The organism is Pseudoalteromonas sp. MMG007 (assembly GCF_018100985.1).
Lineage (GTDB): Bacteria > Pseudomonadota > Gammaproteobacteria > Enterobacterales > Alteromonadaceae > Pseudoalteromonas.
On record NZ_JAGJEI010000012.1, the window covers coordinates 1 to 21,249 of the forward strand.

The following is a 21,249-nucleotide window of genomic DNA, read 5'->3' on the forward strand; positions in this document are numbered from 1 at the left end:
AGGTGTAGGGGTTGACCCTCGTGGCGGTCGTCACTTTAATATACAAAAGCAAACGGCGCAGTTTGATCCAAATGTCACTTACACTAATAAATTGCAAGGTAATAAAAATACCAGCGCGCAGTTGGATAGCTTAAACGAAGTTGATTGGCCTATATAAGCCAATCAACCTCCATCAGGTTATATTTAAAACAGCTGCACAATGCCTACATTAACGGCAAAGCCACCTAAGGTTAAAAACAAAAATAAACAGCCTGCTAATAAAAGCGGTTTTATACCTGCTTGGCGAATAGCGCCAACATGTGTACGCAGCCCTAGTGCGACCATGGCAATGGTGAGCAATATATTGTCAAACCATACAATGGCATTTGTAGCACCTTGAGGAATAATCGATAACGAATGCACGCCACTTGCCACTATAAATAATACCGCAAACCAAGGAATCGTAATTCCCGATTTATGCTCGCTGCCATGTGGGTTTATGTTTGCATGCTTTTTACTTTGCCAAAACGATAAACCCACTAAAAATGGTGCAAGCATCATTACGCGTAGCATTTTTTCTATCACGGCTGTGTCGGCCGCATTGGCGCTTACCGCTGTGCCCGCTGCAACCACTTGCGCTACTTCATGTATAGTTGAGCCAACAAAAATACCGTAAGCGTGCTCACTCAACCCCATAAACTCAAACATTATTGGGTAAGCAAACATACTTAACGTGCCAAACACCACTACCGTTGCTACCGCTACTGATACTTTATGCGCCTGTGCTTTTATAACAGGCTCGGTTGCCATTACCGCTGCGGCGCCACAAATAGAACTACCCGCGCCTATTAGTATGGTTGTTCGCTCATCGAGCTTAAATACGCGCTTACCTAGCTGCACTGCTAATATAAACGTTCCAACAAGCATAACAACGTCGGTTAGTAAGCCACTCCAGCCCACGCCCGCTACTTGCGTAAAAGTTATTCTAAAACCAAACAACACAACGCCCGCTTTAAGCAATATACTTTTAGCATAATCAACCCCCACATCGGTACGCGTAGCTATGCGCGAAAACACACTGTTACCCACAATAATGCCAAGCACAATACCAATAGTGAGTGAGCTAAATTGCGCAGTTTGCATTATTTGTAACTTACTTAATGCAACAGATGCTCCCGCCAAAACAACCACCAGCAGCATACCTAACCACCAGCGCGTATCGCCGTATTGCTTAGTATTAATACCCAAATTTTTAATAGCGCTAAGCATAATATTCTCTCAATTGAACAACGTTAAACTGTTGACTTCATTTTAAGAAAGCGCAAAATATAACTCCAATACATTAAAATCATGATTCGATAACTTAAAGTTATGTAATTTGAGGGGCTCGATGAACTTACATGCACTTCGGGTGTTTTATACGGTAGCAAAGCTTGGTAGTTTTTCAGGCGCAGCTGAAGCACTTTTTATAAGCCAACCGGCTGTATCTAAAGCGCTAAAAGAGCTTGAGCACCAATTAAATATTCAACTTATAGAGCGTGCATCTAAAGGCAAAAAACTTACCTTAAGCGAGGGCGGCCAAGCCTTGTATGATCATGCACGTAGCATTTTTGCCATTGAAAAAGCCGCCATTGAAGATATTAAATCACGCACAGGGCTTAAGCGCGGCACACTCGTTATAGGCACTAGTACAACCATTGCCAGCTATTGGCTACCTCCCTATTTAGCCAATTTTTGCGCACAATACCCCCATATAAAAGTAGAAGTACAAGTTGCTAATACCGCGCAAATTGAGCACGCCCTACTTGAATGCACTATCGATTTAGCACTGGTTGAAGGCACACCTACCGAGCAGCATATAATAAGTAAGCACTGGCAAAATGATTTAATGAGTGTGGTTATACCGAGCAACTTTAAGCCCACGAAAAACTTAAAAGCATGGTTAAACAATCAATTTTGGTTATTACGCGAGCCTGGCTCTGGCACGTTAGAAATGTCGGTAAAGTTATTAGCAGAGCACGGTATACAAGCAGAGCAAAGTATGCAATTAGGCAGCAACGAGGCAATAGCAAGGGCTGTTACTCAAGGTATGGGGGTCGCTTTATTGCCAAATGTAGTCACAGAAGATTTAGTGCAGTTAGGTAAATTAATACGGCTAAAACAGCCAAATAACATCGAGTTATCAAGGCCATTATACCAGTTACACTATAAAGACAGACCCTCTTCGCATGCAGCGCAAGCGTTCGAAAAAAGCCTGTTTAGTGAATAGTGATTATGTGAGTAAAATTAGAATTGAGCTGTAAGTCACGTAAGAGAAAGGTTGTGTGACATTAATCGCTTGTAGTGGTGTTACCTTAATTTATTATATATAAGCCAGCTAGTTAAACCCATTGAAAGTACTAATAAATGAAGAACCAATGTTTCACGATTAAATTCACTAAATAGACTGAGTAAAAAAACAGGAAGTATGCTTAAGATTAAAACTACCGGTAATTTAAATAAATTTAACTTTTGGAGTAATAAGCTAATAGGTAATCCGTAAATGAACATTAAAGGATAAAAATAAAATAAGCTTCCCATCCCTATTGATACACCAAAACCAACACCTGAAATTAATGAACTAACAGAAGTAAATTTTTCGATACCCGCATAAAAATAACAAAAACCAAGGACTGGTAATGCAATTAAAGGACTAAGAATCGCAGCAATCAAATTTTTACGTAGATCCTTAGTCATATTAAGAAATGCCACAATGAGCTTGTAGATTAATTCGTTTTTTATTTGTTTTAATTGATATGCGAGCCATAGCTGAATTCCTATTTTTGCTCAGCCAAAGGAGTTAAACCTCGACTTCACACATTAAAATATTAAGAGGCTATTCACGGCAGACCACCAGCTAACTTATAAGTCTATTAGCTAAATCAGTAAGCTCTTATATCTCTAAGCTCTACTCACAAACCCTGCGTTAAATCTTGCGCTAACGTACCCGTTGCCTTTTCAACTAGGCGAACTAACTCTTTGCCATTTTGTTTAACAACAAACGTAGGTGTGTATTGTAAGTCATGAGCCTGTGCAATGCCTGCATCATCGCGTTTATCGTAACCTACGGCCACATAGTCAATGCTTACAAGTGTAACTTTCGATGCATCAAGTAATTTAATAAGCTTTGGTACTTCGCGCTCACTGTCGTGGCACCACGTGCCAAATAATACAATTAGCTCCTTGCCTTCTAGCTTTTGCATTAGGGCTATATCTTGCTCGGTTGGTGTAAACGCTTTGTATTGCTCGTTAAATTTATCGTAGTCGCTTAGCAGTGCTTGCGTACTTATCTCGCCCGAAAATGGCGCTGTAGCAGCGCAGCTTACAAGCGGCATGCTTAAAGCGCACAGTAAAATTAATTGTTTAAACATAAGGTTGCTCTTAATTTAGGTATCAAACGACTATACCCAATATTGAGTGTGGAGTGAACCGCTCTCAGGCGTTACTTTTTATCCATAAAAAAGTTTACTTGCGATAAGTTAGTTAAATATTCTCGCCTTACGTCTTTATTCTCAGCTAGCTTATCTAAATCACCAATTAAGGTTACAAGCTTAGTATGTGAGTGGCGGTTCGTTTCTATAAAATCGTCTTGCTTGTCATCACTCTCATCGCGCTCTTTTTTATGCATAGAGTAGCTGTTTTCGTTTTCTTCGAGCCATATATCGTCAATTAAGCGAATATCACTTTTGCTAATGGTTTGTTCTTGCATCGCCATTTGCAGCTCGTATTGATTAGTTTGCGGGTTAAACTCAAACATTTTTGTATCAACATCAACTTCGTGAGACTGATCGAGCCCCACAAGTTCTTTATTTTTAACGGCGGTGTTTACGTTATAACTCTCTTCTTTGTTGTAGTAATCAGGGCGACTGTATTGATAATCAAAATGGCTACTTACATTTTTACTTTGCGTTACACCGCTAAGATCCCCTAATTGGGTTTGCGCAGTCGCTTGGCTTAGCTCAATGGTACTTTTAGGTTGATAGTCGCCATTATCCAGTACATAAGAAAACGTGGCATCAAAATCAGCGAGCTTAGAAATACCCGCCCCTAAAGTATTGGGTGCTTTATTACCGAGCCCTTGATAACGGGCATCGTTTGTAATCATGTTATCAACCAAATCAGCAATCATGGCGCGCCCGTCATTAAATTGCTGTTCTGCAAGCGACTCTAAATTGCTATAACGTTCAGCCGCCGACGACATACTCGTAAAAGCGCCTTTAAACAATGCAAAACCTTGTTGCATTGTCTCGTCGCCCTTACGACCAAATGCCGAGTCTTTACTATCCTCGGTGCTATTTACTCGACTATCTTCTAAGCTTTGATCAAGCGACGCTAAATACTGCTGCATTTGTTGCGTGTCTTTAACGCCAATGGTTGACATATCGAGTGCAAAATCAATGTCGTTTTTCCCACTCTCGGCTTTAAACACAAGTGCTTGCTGGTTTGATGCTTCATCAATGGAGTAACTTAAATCAAGTGTGTTCTCACCATAATCAAGCGCATCATTTTGCGTTGTTGAAAACGACACATTAAAACCCGCTAGCTGCTCACTATTAAAGTCTGCTAAAAAGTTTAAACTCATGTCTGTTTGGTTTGGCACTATAATAGGATTAAATGAGTTTTCGCTCACTTTAAAAAACTCATCGGCCATTTCACCAACACCCGACATAACCTGCGTTAAAGCCGCATGTTCAGCCTCAGATAAATTGCCATTAACTTCGTAACTTATGCCAAAGCCATCTATCGCTTCACCGGTTTCTTCGTCGTAACCTTGCGATGAGTTAAAGGTAATGTTTATAACATCACCTTCTTTAGTTTTTACCGAGAGTTCAAACAAGTTGTTATCGTCATCCCCGTATTTTGAGCGATTAAGGCTTTCCATGTACGGATTAAGCGTGCGCTCAACACGTTGCTGGCTCGAGGCTAAAAACGTTTTTTGCTCATGCCCAAGTTGCCCTAAACTCGATAAAATATCACTAGTATTAGCATAAGCACCCTGAATATTTTTAACGGATGTATTTAATCGCTCAATTAATTTATCGCTGCTTTCGTTTTTTAATAACCCCTCATGCTGAGAGGTAATTACGGTGCGCAGGGCGAGTTCTTCATTGGAGGGTTTATAGTTATTAAGGCTTGGTGTACTCGATATTGTAAATAGTGAGGTTAATTGCTGCTGTAAAACATCCTCAACTTTTTGATTACTGGCTAGTGCTTCGTCAATAGTTTCGTTATTTAACTGGCTAAGCAGTTCGTCGGTTATTTTAGGCGCATTAGTGTGTAAAGCATTAATAGCTTGAAGGTCGCTACTGGTATGTAGCGAAGGACTCACAGAGCTTTGGTTAGTATTATTAACTGATTGAGCCAGTAAAGCGCTTAAATTGGCGTGGTTGCCAAGAGTACTGTTGACCATGATTATCCTTAATCGCTAAACCCTATTAAGTAATCTATCGGACACAGCATAAAAATCTTTAGTTTAAGGAGAGGTTTTTTACCTATTAATTATACAAACAACCCATTAATAAATTTAATAAGCATAAATGACATCAATCAAAACCGTATAAACGTAGGTCGGATAAGCGAAGCGCCATCCGACCATTCACCACTCGGTTTATTTACAACCCACTCAACTTTTAAGCGCTATTCTGCTCGCGTATTACTTTCATCTGTTTCTTTTATCCTTTGCACTAAAAAGTCGACCGCCGCTTTTACCTTTGGTACCAAATAACGTTGTTTTTGGTACAACAGATAAACGGCCATATTGGTGTTTTGCGTTATCGCTAACTCATGCTCAAACTTAAGCTCTTGTAACTCACCCGTTTCAAGGTAGGATTTAAGTGCCCACCGAGTCGACATTAAAATCCCTTCTCCGTTGCTGGCTTTTTTAGCCAGCCAATTCCCATTATTTGATATAGCGACGGCAGGCGCTGATACGTCGTGCCATTGTTCATCTATTTTACATAACCACGGCGTAGGCCCCAAGGGTGTTTTAAAATATAGGCCACGGTGCTGCAGTAATTCCATAGCACTTTTAGGCGTCCCGTATTTTTGCAAATACCCAGGCGATGCAACAGGTATAAAGCTATTATCCATAAGCTTAATTGCTAACACGCGCTCGTTAGGTGCATACCCTCCACGAATGGCTATATCAACGTCGTCACGCCCAAGGGTAGAAAGCTCATCGCTTAGGCTTACATCCAGTATAATTTCGGGATACAAAACACTAAATTCATCAAGTAGCGGCATTAAAATTTTGTCGCCAAAGCCAACCATACAACTAATTGATAATCGCCCCATGGGTGTAGTTTGGTAGCTGCGCACTGTTTCTTGGCTCTGCGCCAGTTGCCCCAAAATTTGCTGCATATCGTTGTAGTAAATATGCCCAACTTCGGTAAGCTTAACAATGCGGGTTGAGCGTTTTAAAAGCGTAGCGCCTAAGCTTTTTTCTAAATCGGCTACTCGGCGCGACAACGACGAAGGCGGTACACCAAACGCTTTTGCAGCTTTAGTAAAACTGCCTGTTTCGACTACTTTTATAAAATACCGTATGGCTTTTAGTTGATCCATGCTGCCTCTGCGTTAAGTAAGCTTTATTATTGCCTTAAAGGCAAAAGTGATTCGCATTTTCCCTTATATATAAGCAAATTAAAACAAGTAATAATAACCTTAACTTATCTACACGCTTTAATTTATTTAACGCCAATAGTTAAAGCTTAAAACCAAAGGCTACATTATGATTACTTTGCACGGCTTCGCAGCTAGTAACTATTACAACTTGGTTAAGCATGTACTTTTACACAAAAAGCTGCCATTTAATGAGCACCTTATATACAACAACGACGAGCAGTTTTTAGCTATAAACCCTATGGGGAAAGTGCCGGCTATTACCACCGCTGATGGGCTAAATATTGCAGAGTCGAGCGTTATTTGCGACTACCTTGAAGAAACCTACCCAAACAACACGCTATACCCTGAAGATTCAGCCGAGCGTGCTTTTGTTCGCCAAATAATGAAAATAAGTGAGCTTTACTTCGAATTGCCAAGCAGGCGCTTAATCCCGTATGTATTTACAGGCTCCCCTGCCCCTGAACACGTAAAAGACGACATTCGCAAGCTTTTAACGCGCGGTGTAAACGCCCTTTGTGAATTAACGCATTTTTCGCCGTGGATAGCAGGCGAACAATTTAGCATGGCAGATATTTATGTTTACTACGTAAATACAGTGGTTAACGCATTCACGCCAAAAGAGCTTAACTGGGATGTACTGGCCGAAATACCTGGTATGAAAGAGTGGCAAGCAAAAATGAGCCAATCGACCATTGCTCAGCAAATAGAGGCAGATCGCCAAGCAAATATGCCTGAGTTTATGCAAAAGGTAACAGCACAAATACAGGCAGCTCAAAGCAAGTAATTACGCTATACGCTACCCATTCTCAATTTATAGGAACAGTATTATGACAGATAAAAATATCCAACTTACTTCAACTATCAGCGAAGACAATAAACTCACACTTGCCTTAAAAAACATCGAGATGCCAAAGCCAAATGTCGATGAAGTGGTTATTCGTATTGAAGCTGCACCATTAAACCCATCAGACTTAGGCGTTTTATTCAGCGCAGCTGATATGTCTACTGCAAAGCAATCGGGTACTGATGAAAACCCAGTAATTACTGCTGATGTTCCAGCTCAATTTATGCCATCACTTAAAACACGTGTTGGTAAAGCAACACAAGTAGGTAATGAAGGTGCAGGCACCGTAGTAGCAGCAGGCTCATCACCAGCCGCACAAGCATTAATGGGTAAAACCGTTGCAGTAATTGGCGGCGGTACGTATCGTCAATTTATATGTGCCAATGTACAAAGCTGTTTAGAATTAAAAGAAGGCACTACCGCTAAAGAGGGAGCGTCGTCTTTTGTAAATCCGCTTACTGCACTAGCCATGGTAGAAACCATGCGCGCCGAGGGCCATAAAGCCATTATTCATGCAGCAGCGGCTTCTAATTTAGGGCAAATGTTAAACCGCATTTGTATTGCCGATGGCGTTGATTTAATTAATATTGTACGCAAGCCAGAGCAAGAAACTCTACTGCGTAATATGGGCGCTAAATACGTTGTAAATTCAAGCAGTGATACGTTTATTGACGATTTAACAGCGGCCATTATTGAAACTGGCGCGACTATTTCGTTTGACCCAATTGGTGGCGGCCAATTAACAAGCGATATACTAAACTGTATGGAAGTAGCGGCCGCACGCGATATGAAAGAACACAGCCTATATGGCTCAGACACGTTTAAACAAGCATATATATATGGTGCGTTAGATCGCGGGCCTATTACACTTAATCGTAATTTTGGTTTTGCATGGGCTGTAAGTGGCTTTTTACTATTTAATGCCTTAGGTAAATTAGGCACTGAAACTGTAATGAAAATGCGTAAACGTGTAGCAGATGAAATAACAACCACCTTTGCAAGCAATTATACACATGAGGTTACCCTCGCTGAGGTATTAAAACTAGAGTCAATTGCCGCTTATTCTAAACAAGCTACTGGCGAAAAATTCTTAGTTAAACCACACGCTTAATTATAACCCACCCCCTTATAGACCAGATACTTGCAGCAGTATCTGCTTTTTTATAAATATACTGTGCATTAACCTCACAGCCTAGCTGTGAGGTTAATGCACAGTATAAGCCCCTCAACACTGTTTATTAAAACCCTTCATAAAACCATCACAAAAATGTAACTTACTGAATGTTTACACATTGTTTGCACCTTCTATTTTTATAGTTTTGCGACGTTAATAAAATAAAAAAGATCGCATCAATGAACATAAAACCCATGCTATTTTATTCAGTTATTGCCTCTACTGCCTTTTTGTATGGTTGTGGTGGTAGTGAACAAAGTAGCGACACCAGCTCAGAGCAAAGCACTGATCAAACAGAAACAACCACCAGCACCGGCACACTCGTTATAAACGAAATTGTTGCAAGCCCAAGTGATACCAACTACGACTGGATAGAACTCTACGCCACTGCCGACATAGCCGACTTATCAGTATTTTCCCTTGTTGATGATAGCGCCGACAGAGAGCCCCAAGCTTTACCTGCCGTATCGCTTTCGCAAGGTGAGTTTATTGTTATTCAAGCCATTGATGAAACCGACACACCGCCCGACAACGGCTATTACGTAACCTTTAAATTAGGTAGCGACGATGCAGTCACGTTATACGAGGACGACACTGCCGTTTCTGTACTTGATTGGGAAGAAGGTGAAGCCGCTGAAGGCTTTAGTTACGGCTTATACACCGATGGTACCGGCACAGCGCAAACATTAACGCCAACAGAAGGCGCAGCTAACCAAACAGCCGACACCTCTACACTTGTTACAACCCTAATTGCTGAAGATGCGCCACTGCGCATAAACGAAGTAGTAGCAAAAGATAGTAGCGGCGGTGAGGACTGGATAGAACTTTATGCAACGGGTAACACTGATGTTTACCTAGCAAACTACACCCTGAGTGATGACAGTAACGAGCAGTTTCCATTGCCTGATATTACGTTATCGCCCGGTGAATTTTACCGTATTTACGCAAGTACCGACGATTTAGATGACCTGCCAAGCGTAGCGTTTAAGTTGGGCTCAAGTGATACCGTAAGCCTATACAGTAACAACGTAATTATAGAACAACTCGCTTGGAAAAAAGGCCAAGCACTAAGTGGTTACAGTTATGGCCGCTACCCTGATGGCAGCGATGCAACTGCGGTATTAACTCCAACAGAGCTTAGCCAAAACAGCAAAGCAACTCACGGGCCACTCGTTATTAACGAAGTGGTGGCAAGCGCCGCAGACGATGGTAACGATTGGTTTGAGCTATACAATAACAGCGACAATACAATTAACTTAGCCAACTACCAAGTTATTGATGAAAGCGACGATATAGACCCAGTAACCCTTCCCGACATAGATTTATACGCAGGCCAATACATTACTATTTATGCCACCGACGAAGATCCAGGTACTTACTACGTACCCTTTAAGCTAGGCAAAGAAGACGAGCTAAGCTTAATGCTCAACGACGAAGTAATTGACTACATTGATTGGGACGAGAGCGATGTAGCCACGGGCTTTAGTTATGGCCTAAGTAACAGTACCGATTTTACTCATGCGTTTTTAAAACCGACCCCAAGTAGTGAAAATACAGTTGCAAGCGCATTTACACCCACGGCTGTTAATACGCTTTCTATTACAATTACCGACGAAAACTGGCAAGACATCCTAGACAACCCACTGGACGAGGAATACCACGAAACCAGTATTACCTTTAACGGAGTAACGCTAGACAGCGTGGCAATTCGTACTAAAGGCGGCTCTAGTTTAAGCACCGTAGCTAACTCAAGCAGTGACCGCTACAGCTTTAAGGTTGATATTAATGAATATGTGTCGGGGCAAACCTTTTTTGGGCTGAAAAAATTTACATTACAAAACTCGTTTAACGACCCATCGTACATGCGTGAAGTAATCGCCTACGACCTAATGGACGAAATGGGTGTACCTACCCCTGAGCATGCTTACGTTAATTTTTATGTAAACGGGGAGCTATTTGGTTTGTATTTAATGGTAGAGGCCATTGATGGTGAGTTTTTAGAAAAACACTTTGCCAACAGTAATGGCGATTTATACAAACCAGATGGCACAGGCAGTGATTTGCTATGGCTAGGCGACGACATACAAAGTTATACGGATATAAACCTACAAACCAACGAAGAGAGCACCGATAACGGCGCATTTATTAACTTTGTAGAATCGCTCGATGCCGGCGAAACCAACGCCATAGATGAAGATACATTACTGCGTTATATGTCGGTAAGCACTTCTTTATCTAACCTTGATAGTTACCACGGTACACTTGCTCATAACTATTATATTTATGACCAAGACGGCGTATTTAGCATTTTGCCATGGGATTTTAACGAATCATTCGGCACCTTTAATATGGACTGTAACAGCGTAGATATAAGAGAGCTTTATATAGATGAGCCCGTAAGTGGCGCATTAAGCGAACGCCCAATGCTTGCTAATGTATTTGCTGATCAAAGTAACCTTGATACATACCACAGCTACTTAACACAGCTTATTAATGGTTCACTTTCAAGCGACACCTTTAGTGCCCGCGTAAATGAAATAGCCAACCTAATTCGTGAGCACGTACAAAACGACCCTACCAGTTTTTATGGCTCAGATTACTTTGAGCAAAACCTCACATCAACTACAGGGCAGTTTTATGGCTTAACGTCGTTTATGCAGTACCGCGTAGCAAATATGGCCGCGCAGCTTGATGGCTCATTACCTTCAGCTGGCGACGGCAGCGGCTTTTGTTCTAGATAAACAACTCATCTTCCATGTAGTGCCAGCAAGCTGGCACTTTATTACCTTACAATTTAATAACCTGAGAAAATTATAGAAAGTCCGGAACTTTTAAAAAGTGCAAAAATTTAGCTAGCTAAAACTATAAAGCCTCTGTATTAAAATGCTAACAACTTAAATGTTTTAGTTCGGCTTTTAGAAAGTTTAACTATGCAATAACAAATCTATTTAGTCGCCTTTTATATTGCCTTTCCCCTGCACTGCTTTTATTAAAGGTATACATGCTAAAGAAAGTATTAGTGCAATAAAAAAACCGATCATAGTGTTGCCAAACCAGATCCTAAAAATATTAGTTAATAAAGTTAAAATAAGAGCAGATATAATCCATGGATTTACGTTTTTCATTTCTAATTCCTTTTATGTTTTAAACAACTATTTTTTATCCAACTGGACTTCCCGTACTTTGCTAAACACTCAAGTACATTAAACATTTAGAGATATAATTAATTTGCTCGGTGTACTCTTACAAACTTCGCTAATGTGCCATGTATAGTGGTCACTGGTAAACTTTGATGTATGAAGTCAAGATTTGACCCCATTCGCTTCAGCGAATGAATTCAAGATTAAAAAGCAATCAATTAAAAATAGTAAGATATGTTCCTAAAAAGAGTAATTATACAGCCTCAACGCCCGCATAAGCTGCGGAGCATGTTGGACGCTTTTTTGCGCTCTTTCTTTTAAGCAAAAAATCGGACAATGTGTGACGTCAGACTTGATGCGCTTGTTAGCAGTATTTTACTTTTACCGTTTTTTTGTTAAAACTATATCTATAGCTTTCTCTATTTCAATTGAGCTTTCTACATTTTTAATATGAATTTTTTCTTGAATAGAAACACTAATTTGAATTTCACGACCTTCACTTTTGGCTTTAGACTTAGCTGAAAATATTTTATCAAATAGCTTAGATATATAATAAACACTTAAACCCGCAATAACATTACTGCCAATAGATATAAGGACTTGAGTTACTTCTGGTGCAGAGAAACCTTCAGAAATACTTAAATACAAACCTTTCTCAGAAAAGTTATTAGCCTCTTCAGATTTAATTGGTTGAAAGTATTCTTGGCCTGGGCCGATGATTTTAATATTAAAAGACTGCAAATCTAATTCGTTCATCCGTAACCTCAGATACTGCTAACAATTTAATAGTGCGCTCATCGCGTATATTTCTGCCGACGCTACGCTCATTTTTCTACATTATATAGTTTTAACAAATAACCTAAGGTATTACTATCACTAAGTTTTCTAAAACTTTAAAGAAAAGTTAAATAGAACAATATGCGCGCGTCGCTCATTTTCATAAATATATGCGCAAAGAGCAGTTTAACCAATTTATTAACAACGCTATTTAGCCAGTCTCAATGACTGATTATCACTCTCAGCCGAACTTCTTAAAAGTGTCAATTGCGGAAATTAGTGACGCCTCGTTATACACCGGATACACTTATCTAAAAGCTTTAATTGCCTCATTGAGCTGCACATCTTTTCCGCTTTCAATATTGTTCACATTAAGAAATACAGATTCATGATCTACAGGCAATCCAATGTTTTCATAATTTTCCCCATGAGAATTGAGATACCTTTCATTTGATAATGTGATCCCCCAACCATTAGGCAAAGCTTTTGTTAACGCATCGCTAAAAGCTCCGTAACTTCTTTCACCAATAAAAGTAACGTTGCCTCTTGCTTGTAAACCTAAAAGAAATACTTCAGCCGCACTAGGTGTTTTTTGACTAGTTAGAACAACAATACTTCCTGTGTAATTATTAATTTTTGATGGGGCGACAACAATTTTTTGAAGTTCACTGTAGCCTGTCGATGTTTTAAACTGCTTCCCCCCCAAGGCCAATTCTGAATCTATTAAGTAAGATAAAATAGAAAATGCGACTAAGTCACTTCCACCCATACTAAAACGTAAGTCAATAATTAAGCCATTGCTTTGTTTGATGATAGGCGTAAATATCTTCATAACCTCTTTTGTTGCTTTTACGTCATTATTTGAGAAATCATCAAAGTTACTTATTTTTAAATAGGCAATATTTTGAGGCGTTTTTGCTAAGGTAAAATTATCGTGATATTGAAGAGTGGAGTATTTTTTATCAATGTAATTATTAATGTTTTCCTGAGACTTTTTAATTAATGCGGTATGTAATTCCCAGTAAGTTGAGTATTGAGGGTAATTTACTGAGTGCGCTTTTAATTCATCCCAAAATGACCACTTTCTTGGTGAGTAATGTGAAAGCCTATCAAGTTCTTGATTGAGTAATATGGCATGACCGTCGCGTAATTCTTTAAGAAAGTCATCTATGATACTAAATAGCTCATCTTGCGTAGTTTTTGAGGTTATTCTTTTTTGCCAAAGTTTTCTCTGCTCCACCCAATTAATATTTTTATCTTTTGAAAATGCATAGTGCTCTTCAAAATTATTCATTAGAACATCAAGAACAATACTGGCATTAAATTCATAGTTTTTGTCTTTTATACTAACAATTTTTTTGGATTGGCATTGATAAGGTAAGCTGTCTAGTTTCGTTAGCTTTAAAGGAAACAAACCACCAAAGTTAAGCAAACGAGTATCTTTATGCACTTTTTGTGTTTCTTCAATAAACGAGACTTGTTCAAACTCATCGGTGATAAAGTGGTTTTCCAGACAATGCTTTGTTGTTAAATCAAAGACTGTTGTTTTATCATCCACAGTATGAAAAACGTAACCATAACCTTGGCTTTTCCAGATTGTCTCTGCGGAGTTCGCAGAATTAATGTTGCCAAGTACAGTGAGTAGAAATAACAAAATCCCTTTATTCAAAGTTTACTCCTAATAGTGAATCACAACCAAACTAGACCAAGCGTATAGCAACTAAATCAGGGTACACTTCCCATATTTTTACGAGAAACGTCCTTATTTCGTGAGCTACTATTGTTATCAAATAGTGTAAATTATTGCCAGCTATAAATATTAGGTTTTTTGAATATGTTGAAAAGAGGAAAGATCCTTCTTAATATTACTTAGTTAATGGCGACTCACCTGAATGACTATACTCCGCTCACAACCGCCTCAGAACATTTACGTCGCGACAATTATCTTGGCTGCTAATACCGTTCTTTTAATACGAGTTCAGACAATAAGCCAAAAAAGATAAAGTATGGAATTTTAGTTGGGAATCTCTGTTTAATAAGTTTATGCCTAACAACAAAACTCTGTCCCCTATGAAAAGAAATCTATGAGAGAACAAAGATCCTCTTTGATCAAACTACTCAATAATTGTACTAATCAATGCAATTAGTCATAAATCTGTAACGTTGATCCGCGATAATCTCTATCCGATAAATGAATAAACCCAAGAAGACTAAGTAAGATGAGTACACCCTTGGTGCAATTAACATTTGCACAGCAATCATTTGATGATTCTATGTCTGCGGCGATGGACCACGCTATGGAATATGAAAAGCTATCGCTAAAAGCCAATGCTGCGCATAACATTACGCTGCAGTGTGTGTTGCCTGACGGCGCAAATGAGAGCGATGTTATTTCACTAAGTGCAACGCAGCCCAGTGCGCGTGGGGCGCAGTATTTTACTGAAAAAACGCTGAGCAATGCAGACCTTGAATCTGGTACTGTAAATCTTACTTTAAGTAACATTACACAAAGCCAGTGTTTTGTAGTTCAAATGATGCTGCACGGAAAAAACACGACCTTAAAAGAAAGCCAGCAACTCGATGTGTACATTAAAGCATTTGAGCAAGGCTATATTCCTGCGCAAATAAAAACTGAGCCTACCAAGTCACAGGGCGTTCGTAGCTACTTTGCGAGTATGAGTTCTACGTTTTTATCGCTATTTTAGTGTTGGCTGTACTTTGCCGACTTATAAGTTATTAATCAGCAAAACTTACTTTACCCATAGTCACCCCAGCAATACCCTGCGCAGAGTTATTTAGGTGTTGCTGCTCACCGGCTAAGCATTCGTTTGCTAAAATAGCAAATAACACAGCCTCTTTTGCATCAGGGTTTATGCCTAAATCGTCGGTATTTTTAAACGCTTTTATATTCGGGCATAGCGTATTAAGCTGCACCATTAATAATGGGTTATGAATACCGCCACCACTTGCGTATACAACGCACTCTTTAGCATTTTGCGCGCATTCATTTAACGCGTTTGCAATTACCCTCGCGCTAAACATATTTAAAGTTGCCATTACATCTTCATGACTTAAATGCTGCGTATTTGTTTGCTGTTGTGCGGCATATAAATACGCTAAATTAAATACCTCAGGCCCCGTTGTTTTAGGCAGCTTAAGTTTAAAAAAGTCGTTGCCACACAATGCATTTAATAAGGGTGTATTTACCTTACCTGCTTTTGCTATTTTTGCACCATCATCAAAGTGCATGCCTTTAAAATGCTGCTGCACGTATGCATCCATAATGGTATTACCTGGGCCTATGTCGCTACTAAATACGCTATTTGCATCACCACTTTTAGGTAAAAACGTTAAATTAGCAATGCCTCCCATGTTTAATAAAATGCGGTTTTCATTGGGGTTTGCAAAAAATAAGTAATCGCCATATACCGCAAGCGGTGCGCCTTCGCCCCCTGCTGCTATATGTTTTTGCCTAAAATCGCCAATAGTTGTTATACCGGTGGTAACGGCTATTTGGTCGCTGTCGCCAATTTGTAATGTGCCATTAGTAAAACTTTTATGATTATGTTGCGACTGCGGGCAGTGGTAAATTGTTTGCCCGTGACTCGCTATCACATCAATATTTACTCGGTTTATATTCCACTCTGCTAAGCACTGGTTAACCATATCGCCATGGAGTTTACCTACCCAAGGGTGTAATAAGGTTACAAGTTCTAAATCGCACTCACGTTTGGCAAATACCTGCTTTATTTTAGTTTTATACTCGTTGTTATAGTCAACGGTGGTAAAATTTAAAACCTCAATTTGCGTATTTATACCCGCCCCCGTTACTTTACACAGTGCTACATCGAGCCCATCTAACGAGGTACCGCTCATTAAACCTATAATTAAACGGCTTGGTTTTTGGGCACTATTATAAAGGGCGGCTATGTGTGGGTGCATAATGGCATCTTAAACAGGTATCATATTTTGCTTATATTAGAGTACTTTAAAACAAAGTTATAGCGCTAAAGTGGCTAATTTTAATGATTGTACACGGTTTAAATGATTGCTAAGTTACCCTGTATTCAACTCATAAATTACTACCACTATGATCACGCTTAGAGATTTTCAACCGCACGACGCGCCACACATTATTAAAACCTTAAACGATGAACAGGTTACGCGTTTTCTATCGTCTAAAATTCCGTTTCCGTATACGCAGGCCGATGCGGATTGGTGGATAAACCAAGGATCTAAAAATGGGATTATTAAGGCCATTGTTGTAAATGAGCAATTTGCAGGGTGTATAGGTATAACGCCCGGAGAGTTTGAATATAGCCGCAGTGGCGAAATAGGCTATTGGCTTAATAGCCACTTTTGGGGGCAAGGTATAATGACACACGCTATTACAAAAATTTGCAATGAGGCCTTTAAAAACTCAAATCTAAACCGTATTTTTGGCGCTGTATTTGCTGGTAATAGCGGCTCTATAAAGGCATTGACTAAATGCGGCTTTGAAGCTGAAGCTGTTCTCAAACAAGCCATTTATAAAAATGGTGTATTTTACGATAGCCATATTTTTAGCAAGCTAAAATAAACCATTTAGAATAAATACTCTGCAAAGCTTGAATTACCATCACCTCGCCCAAAGCTCATGTATTAAGGTAAAAATATATATTCACACTACTTAGCGCGCATTATTGTTTAGGTTAAATAGAGATTTAACGCAAAAACATTCGCTAAGTAAATTCACTTTAAGAGGAGATTTTTATGTCTGCAACTAGTCGTCAACTTACTTTAGCATCACGCCCTCATGGCGCCCCTACCGATGAAAACTTTGACCTTAAAACAGTAGATTTACCAGCACTTAAAGATGGCGAAGTATTACTACGCACCATATACCTTTCACTTGACCCTTATATGCGTGGCCGCATGAGCGATGCTAAGTCGTATGCCGATCCGGTAAATGTAGGCGATGTAATGGTAGGTGCTACTGTATGCCAAGTAGAAGAGTCTAAAAACGATAAATTTAGCGAAGGCGAGTGGGTGCTTGCCTACACTGGTTGGCAAAGTTACGCCATTAGTAATGGCGAAGGCTTAATGCAATTAGGTAAAGAGCCAGAGAACCCTTCGTATGCACTGGGTATTTTAGGTATGCCAGGCTTTACCGCTTACATGGGGTTACTAGATATTGGCGACCCACAAGAAGGTGAAACTGTAGTGGTTGCTGCGGCAACAGGCCCTGTTGGCGCAACGGTTGGCCAAATAGCTAAACTTAAAGGCTGTAAAGTAGTGGGTGTTGCTGGTGGCAGTGAAAAATGTAGCCACGCAGTTGAAAAGCTAGGCTTTGATGCTTGTATTGATCACAAAGCCGATGACTTTGAAGACCAGCTGGAAAAAGCCTGTGATAACGGCATAGATGTATATTACGAAAATGTGGGCGGTAAAGTGTTTGATGCCGTATTACCCCTACTTAATACCGCAGCTCGCGTCCCACTGTGTGGTTTAGTATCGCAGTATAATTCTACAAGCTTGCCTGAAGGCCCTGATCGTATGGGCATGCTAATGGGCCAATTACTTACTAAGCGTATCAAAATGCAGGGCTTTATTATTTTTGACGATTACGGCCACCGCTACGATGAATTTGCACAAGACATGCAAAAATGGCTTAAAGAAGGCAAAGTACAATACCGCGAGCATATGGTTGAAGGTATTGAAAACACTGTAAGCGCATTTAACGATATGATTTGCGGCAAAAACTTTGGTAAAACCGTGGTTAAAATTAACGAACCACTTTAATGAATATTGAGGCGTTACAGCCTATGTTGTAACGCCAACAAGGACTGACATGATAAAGCTTCATCACTTAAATAAATCACGCTCTAAACGTATTATTTGGCTTTTAGAAGAGCTAGATGTTGATTACGAAATTGTGGCATACCAGCGCAATACCGAGACTTTTTTAGCGCCTGACGAACTTAAAAAAGTTCATCAATTAGGTAAATCGCCTGTTATTGAAGACGATGGCCTAATCGTTACCGAATCTGGCGCGATTACCGACTACCTAATTACTAAATACGGTAACGGAAAATTTGCGCCAAAAGCAGGCACCGCTGAATATGTAGATTATCAGCAATGGTTACACTTTGCGGAAAGCTCAGCTATTTTGCCATTACTACTTAAAATGTTTGTTTTAAAAGACGGCGCTAAAACAGAGTTTTTAGAAAATTATGCCGACGCAGAAACCGTTAAAGTAATTAGCTATTTTAATGACCGACTACAAGGCAAACGCTATTTAGTAGGCGACACCCTTACCGGTGCCGACATTATGATGTCGTTTATTGTTGAAATAGTTAAAAACTCGGGCCAGCTTGCGCACTTTAAACACCTTGTAAAGTACGACGAGCAATTACAAAGCCATGAGAAGTTTCATACTGCTAACGAGCTAGAAGCTAAATACGATTAACCAGCTTAAGTAAAAAACACAGATAAACCAAAGGGGCTTTTTAAGCCCTTTTTTTAATACATATGTTTTAATAATTCCCCCCTCAATACGCTCCTTCTAATAAAGTTTGTAAAATAAATTAACAATTACCGGTCTATTATTGCTTCAATGCGCTTTTTTTGGTGCATAATAAAACATTATTTTAGATATCTCATTAATCCGCATATGGTTTAGTGTTTTAAATTGGAAGTGACTATGACCATTAACATGCGTTTAGTAACAGGCTTTGGCATTATTTTAGCGATGATGCTTATTTTAACTATTATAGGTATATCGCGCGTAAGCCTCATCAATAGCAACATAACTCACATGACCGACGTAAACTCGGTTAAACAGCGTTATGCGATTAACTTTAGAGGTAGCGTACACGACCGTGCTATAGCACTTAGAGATGTAGTATTAATAACCGAGCAAAGCACTTTAAATACAGTGTTAAATGATATAAAAGAGTTAGATGCATTTTATCAAACCTCAAGCCGCGCTATGCGTGCTTTAATGAGTGAAATGAATAGCGAAGAACGCGCTTTAATTAATAAAATAAATCAAATAGAACAACAAACTCAACCTTATATTCAACAAGTTATAAGCGCTAAAAATGCAGGAAATGTCAATGAGGCTTCTCGGGTTTTATTAACCAATGCCCGCCCTGCTTTTACACAATGGCTAAGTGTTATAAATCAGTTTATTAATTTTCAAGAGCAAGCCAATCAAGCTACAACTGTTGATACTCGCGAAGTGGCCAGCTCGTTTAAAATATGGATGATTACATTAACTGCGCTCGCTATTTTAATAGGTACAAGCGTAGCGTACGTAATTAGTTTGCGTATAAGAGATTCGGTAGGTGGTGAGCCACAAGAAGCCGCTAAAGTAATAGCGTTAATCTCACAAGGCGATTTAACTGCAAATGTAGATTCGTGCTGCCCAAATAGCATGATGGCCTCAGTAGCCGTTATGCAAAGTAAATTAAAAACCATTGTAGATAGCATTATTAATTCGTCAGATGAGCTGTCTACCCATTCTGCAAGTGTTGCATCTGGTTCGCAGCAAGCACTTAGCGCAGCCGATGCACAAGTTACTTATACTAATTCAGCGGTAAGTAGCTTAGAAGAAATGAGCCGTAGTATAAATGCAGTTGCAGGCTCTGTTAAACAAACAGAAGATAACTCAAAAGTAACCGCGCAATTATCGCAGCAAGGTAGTATTGCAGTGCAAAAAGTGGCAGCCGAAATTGAGCAAATTTCAATAACGGTTAAAGCCACTGTAAATCAAGTGAATGTGCTGCAAGAACATGTAAAACACATTGGCGATATATTAAGTGTGATCCGCAGTATTTCTGAGCAAACTAATTTATTAGCGCTTAATGCAGCAATAGAAGCAGCACGTGCAGGTGAGTCTGGCCGAGGCTTCGCGGTTGTAGCTGATGAAGTAAGGCAGCTTGCCCAACGCACTGGCGATGCGACCGGCGACATTGAAAAAATGATTTTACAAGTGCAAGAAAACACGCAAGCGTCGGTTACCGCTATGGAAACCACCGTACCACAGGTAGAAAACGGTTTAACCCTTACTCACGAGGCCAACCAGTTACTTAACCAAATACAACAACAAGCTAACGACTCATTAAGCAATGTGCTTGAAATTGTAGAGGCTACATCAAGCCAAGTAGCAACTGTTGCACAAATTAGTTCAGGTGTTGAAGAAATTGCCAGTATGTCGCAAGAAACCAGCCAGTCGCTTAATAACAACGCGCAAAAAGCCGTTGCATTAGCCGACCTTTCAACAACGCTAAAACAATACATAAGCTATTTTAAAGTGAATTAACTTTAAATAATAAAGGGGCTTTTAGCCCCTTTTTTGATGCTTATGTTTTATTAAATACCCGCTATTTCGCGCTCTGTAATACACTCGTTTGAGGCCATTTCGAACTCGCGGCACGTAAGTGGGCGGTTTTCGTAAATAGTACACATTAGCGTATTACGGTCGAGTGCTTGGCACCAACCGTCGTCACCTCGTTTCATTACTTCGCTGCCCCATTTGTCGTAATCAATGTACTGAAAAGGCACGCCGGTGTCGGTCACTATGCGTACTTCTAATTGGCAGCAACATGCCTGGCAATTAGCGCAGGTTGCGGGCTCAGGTGCAGAGGAAATAGTTTTACTTGGAATAACAGTGTTAGGCATAGTGACTT

General features: G+C 39.8%; 19 protein-coding genes and 1 pseudogene. 10 read left to right on the top strand and 10 right to left on the bottom strand.

The window, feature by feature from the left end:
* A pseudogene (locus J8L71_RS18645) lies at positions 1–157 on the top strand (DASH family cryptochrome); the annotation flags it as partial.
* Positions 158–183: 26 nt separating this feature from the next.
* Here J8L71_RS18645 and J8L71_RS13610 read toward each other — a convergent pair.
* Positions 184–1,248, bottom strand: coding sequence for a YeiH family protein (locus J8L71_RS13610; RefSeq protein WP_211000998.1), 1,065 nt, complete (start codon positions 1,246–1,248; stop codon positions 184–186).
* Positions 1,249–1,369: 121 nt separating this feature from the next.
* Here J8L71_RS13610 and J8L71_RS13615 point away from each other — a divergent pair, with 121 nt between their 5' ends.
* Entirely contained in the window at positions 1,370–2,248 is an 879-nt protein-coding gene (locus J8L71_RS13615; protein ID WP_211000999.1) for a LysR substrate-binding domain-containing protein, read from the top strand.
* An 80-nt stretch (positions 2,249–2,328) separates the two neighbouring features.
* On the opposite strand, the gene J8L71_RS13620 is transcribed toward J8L71_RS13615, so the two are convergent.
* From J8L71_RS13620 to J8L71_RS13635, 4 genes are all read right to left on the bottom strand, one after another.
* Positions 2,329–2,715 (bottom strand): hypothetical protein, encoded by a 387-nt coding sequence (locus tag J8L71_RS13620; protein ID WP_211001000.1) that lies wholly within the window; start codon positions 2,713–2,715, stop codon positions 2,329–2,331.
* 215 nt (positions 2,716–2,930) lie between these two features.
* The gene (locus J8L71_RS13625) at positions 2,931–3,389 is read right to left on the bottom strand and encodes a thioredoxin family protein (protein WP_211001001.1); all 459 of its coding nucleotides are present in this window, start codon (positions 3,387–3,389) and stop codon (positions 2,931–2,933) included.
* A gap of 71 nt (positions 3,390–3,460) precedes the next feature.
* Complete coding sequence (locus J8L71_RS13630) at positions 3,461–5,428, bottom strand: hypothetical protein (RefSeq protein ID WP_211001002.1); 1,968 nt, start codon at positions 5,426–5,428, stop codon at positions 3,461–3,463.
* 227 nt (positions 5,429–5,655) lie between these two features.
* A complete protein-coding gene (locus J8L71_RS13635; protein ID WP_211001003.1) occupies positions 5,656–6,582 on the bottom strand; it encodes a LysR family transcriptional regulator in 927 nt (308 codons plus the stop codon).
* A 166-nt stretch (positions 6,583–6,748) separates the two neighbouring features.
* Between J8L71_RS13635 and J8L71_RS13640 the strand changes: the two genes are divergently transcribed.
* The 3 genes from J8L71_RS13640 to J8L71_RS13650 all read left to right on the top strand — a co-directional run bounded on the left by J8L71_RS13640 (position 6,749) and on the right by J8L71_RS13650 (position 11,401).
* Positions 6,749–7,426 carry a glutathione S-transferase family protein gene (locus J8L71_RS13640; RefSeq protein ID WP_211001004.1) on the top strand — a complete coding sequence of 226 codons (678 nt, stop codon included), beginning with the start codon at positions 6,749–6,751 and terminating at the stop codon, positions 7,424–7,426.
* 43 nt (positions 7,427–7,469) lie between these two features.
* A complete protein-coding gene (locus J8L71_RS13645; protein ID WP_211001005.1) occupies positions 7,470–8,597 on the top strand; it encodes a zinc-binding dehydrogenase in 1,128 nt (375 codons plus the stop codon).
* A gap of 242 nt (positions 8,598–8,839) precedes the next feature.
* Positions 8,840–11,401 carry a CotH kinase family protein gene (locus tag J8L71_RS13650; protein ID WP_211001006.1) on the top strand — a complete coding sequence of 854 codons (2,562 nt, stop codon included), beginning with the start codon at positions 8,840–8,842 and terminating at the stop codon, positions 11,399–11,401.
* A gap of 207 nt (positions 11,402–11,608) precedes the next feature.
* Here J8L71_RS13650 and J8L71_RS13655 read toward each other — a convergent pair whose 3' ends face one another.
* The 3 genes from J8L71_RS13655 to J8L71_RS13665 form a co-directional block, all read right to left on the bottom strand.
* Positions 11,609–11,785, bottom strand: a complete 177-nt coding sequence (locus tag J8L71_RS13655) for a hypothetical protein (protein ID WP_211001007.1) — start codon at positions 11,783–11,785, stop codon at positions 11,609–11,611.
* A gap of 396 nt (positions 11,786–12,181) precedes the next feature.
* A complete protein-coding gene (locus J8L71_RS13660; RefSeq protein WP_211001008.1) occupies positions 12,182–12,556 on the bottom strand; it encodes a hypothetical protein in 375 nt (124 codons plus the stop codon).
* Positions 12,557–12,884: 328 nt separating this feature from the next.
* Positions 12,885–14,246, bottom strand: coding sequence for a S41 family peptidase (locus tag J8L71_RS13665; protein WP_211001009.1), 1,362 nt, complete (start codon positions 14,244–14,246; stop codon positions 12,885–12,887).
* A 550-nt stretch (positions 14,247–14,796) separates the two neighbouring features.
* On the opposite strand from J8L71_RS13665, the gene J8L71_RS13670 reads away from it, so the two are divergent.
* Positions 14,797–15,282, top strand: coding sequence for a hypothetical protein (locus J8L71_RS13670; protein ID WP_211001010.1), 486 nt, complete (start codon positions 14,797–14,799; stop codon positions 15,280–15,282).
* A 31-nt stretch (positions 15,283–15,313) separates the two neighbouring features.
* On the opposite strand, the gene J8L71_RS13675 is transcribed toward J8L71_RS13670, so the two are convergent.
* Positions 15,314–16,519: an anhydro-N-acetylmuramic acid kinase gene (locus tag J8L71_RS13675; RefSeq protein WP_211001011.1), complete on the bottom strand. Its 1,206-nt coding sequence runs from the start codon at positions 16,517–16,519 to the stop codon at positions 15,314–15,316.
* A gap of 148 nt (positions 16,520–16,667) precedes the next feature.
* Here J8L71_RS13675 and J8L71_RS13680 point away from each other — a divergent pair, with 148 nt between their 5' ends.
* The 4 genes from J8L71_RS13680 to J8L71_RS13695 all read left to right on the top strand — a co-directional run bounded on the left by J8L71_RS13680 (position 16,668) and on the right by J8L71_RS13695 (position 20,882).
* Positions 16,668–17,156 (top strand): GNAT family N-acetyltransferase, encoded by a 489-nt coding sequence (locus J8L71_RS13680; protein WP_211001012.1) that lies wholly within the window; start codon positions 16,668–16,670, stop codon positions 17,154–17,156.
* A gap of 173 nt (positions 17,157–17,329) precedes the next feature.
* Complete coding sequence (locus tag J8L71_RS13685) at positions 17,330–18,358, top strand: NADP-dependent oxidoreductase (protein WP_211001013.1); 1,029 nt, start codon at positions 17,330–17,332, stop codon at positions 18,356–18,358.
* Between the two features lie 49 nt (positions 18,359–18,407).
* The gene (locus J8L71_RS13690; protein ID WP_138681992.1) at positions 18,408–19,025 is read left to right on the top strand and encodes a glutathione S-transferase; all 618 of its coding nucleotides are present in this window, start codon (positions 18,408–18,410) and stop codon (positions 19,023–19,025) included.
* A gap of 234 nt (positions 19,026–19,259) precedes the next feature.
* On the top strand, positions 19,260–20,882 hold the full coding sequence (locus J8L71_RS13695; RefSeq protein WP_211001014.1) for a methyl-accepting chemotaxis protein: 1,623 nt from the start codon (positions 19,260–19,262) through the stop codon (positions 20,880–20,882).
* A 50-nt stretch (positions 20,883–20,932) separates the two neighbouring features.
* Here J8L71_RS13695 and J8L71_RS13700 read toward each other — a convergent pair whose 3' ends face one another.
* Positions 20,933–21,241 (bottom strand): YkgJ family cysteine cluster protein, encoded by a 309-nt coding sequence (locus J8L71_RS13700; RefSeq protein WP_211001015.1) that lies wholly within the window; start codon positions 21,239–21,241, stop codon positions 20,933–20,935.
* Between the last annotated feature and the right edge of the window lie 8 nt (positions 21,242–21,249).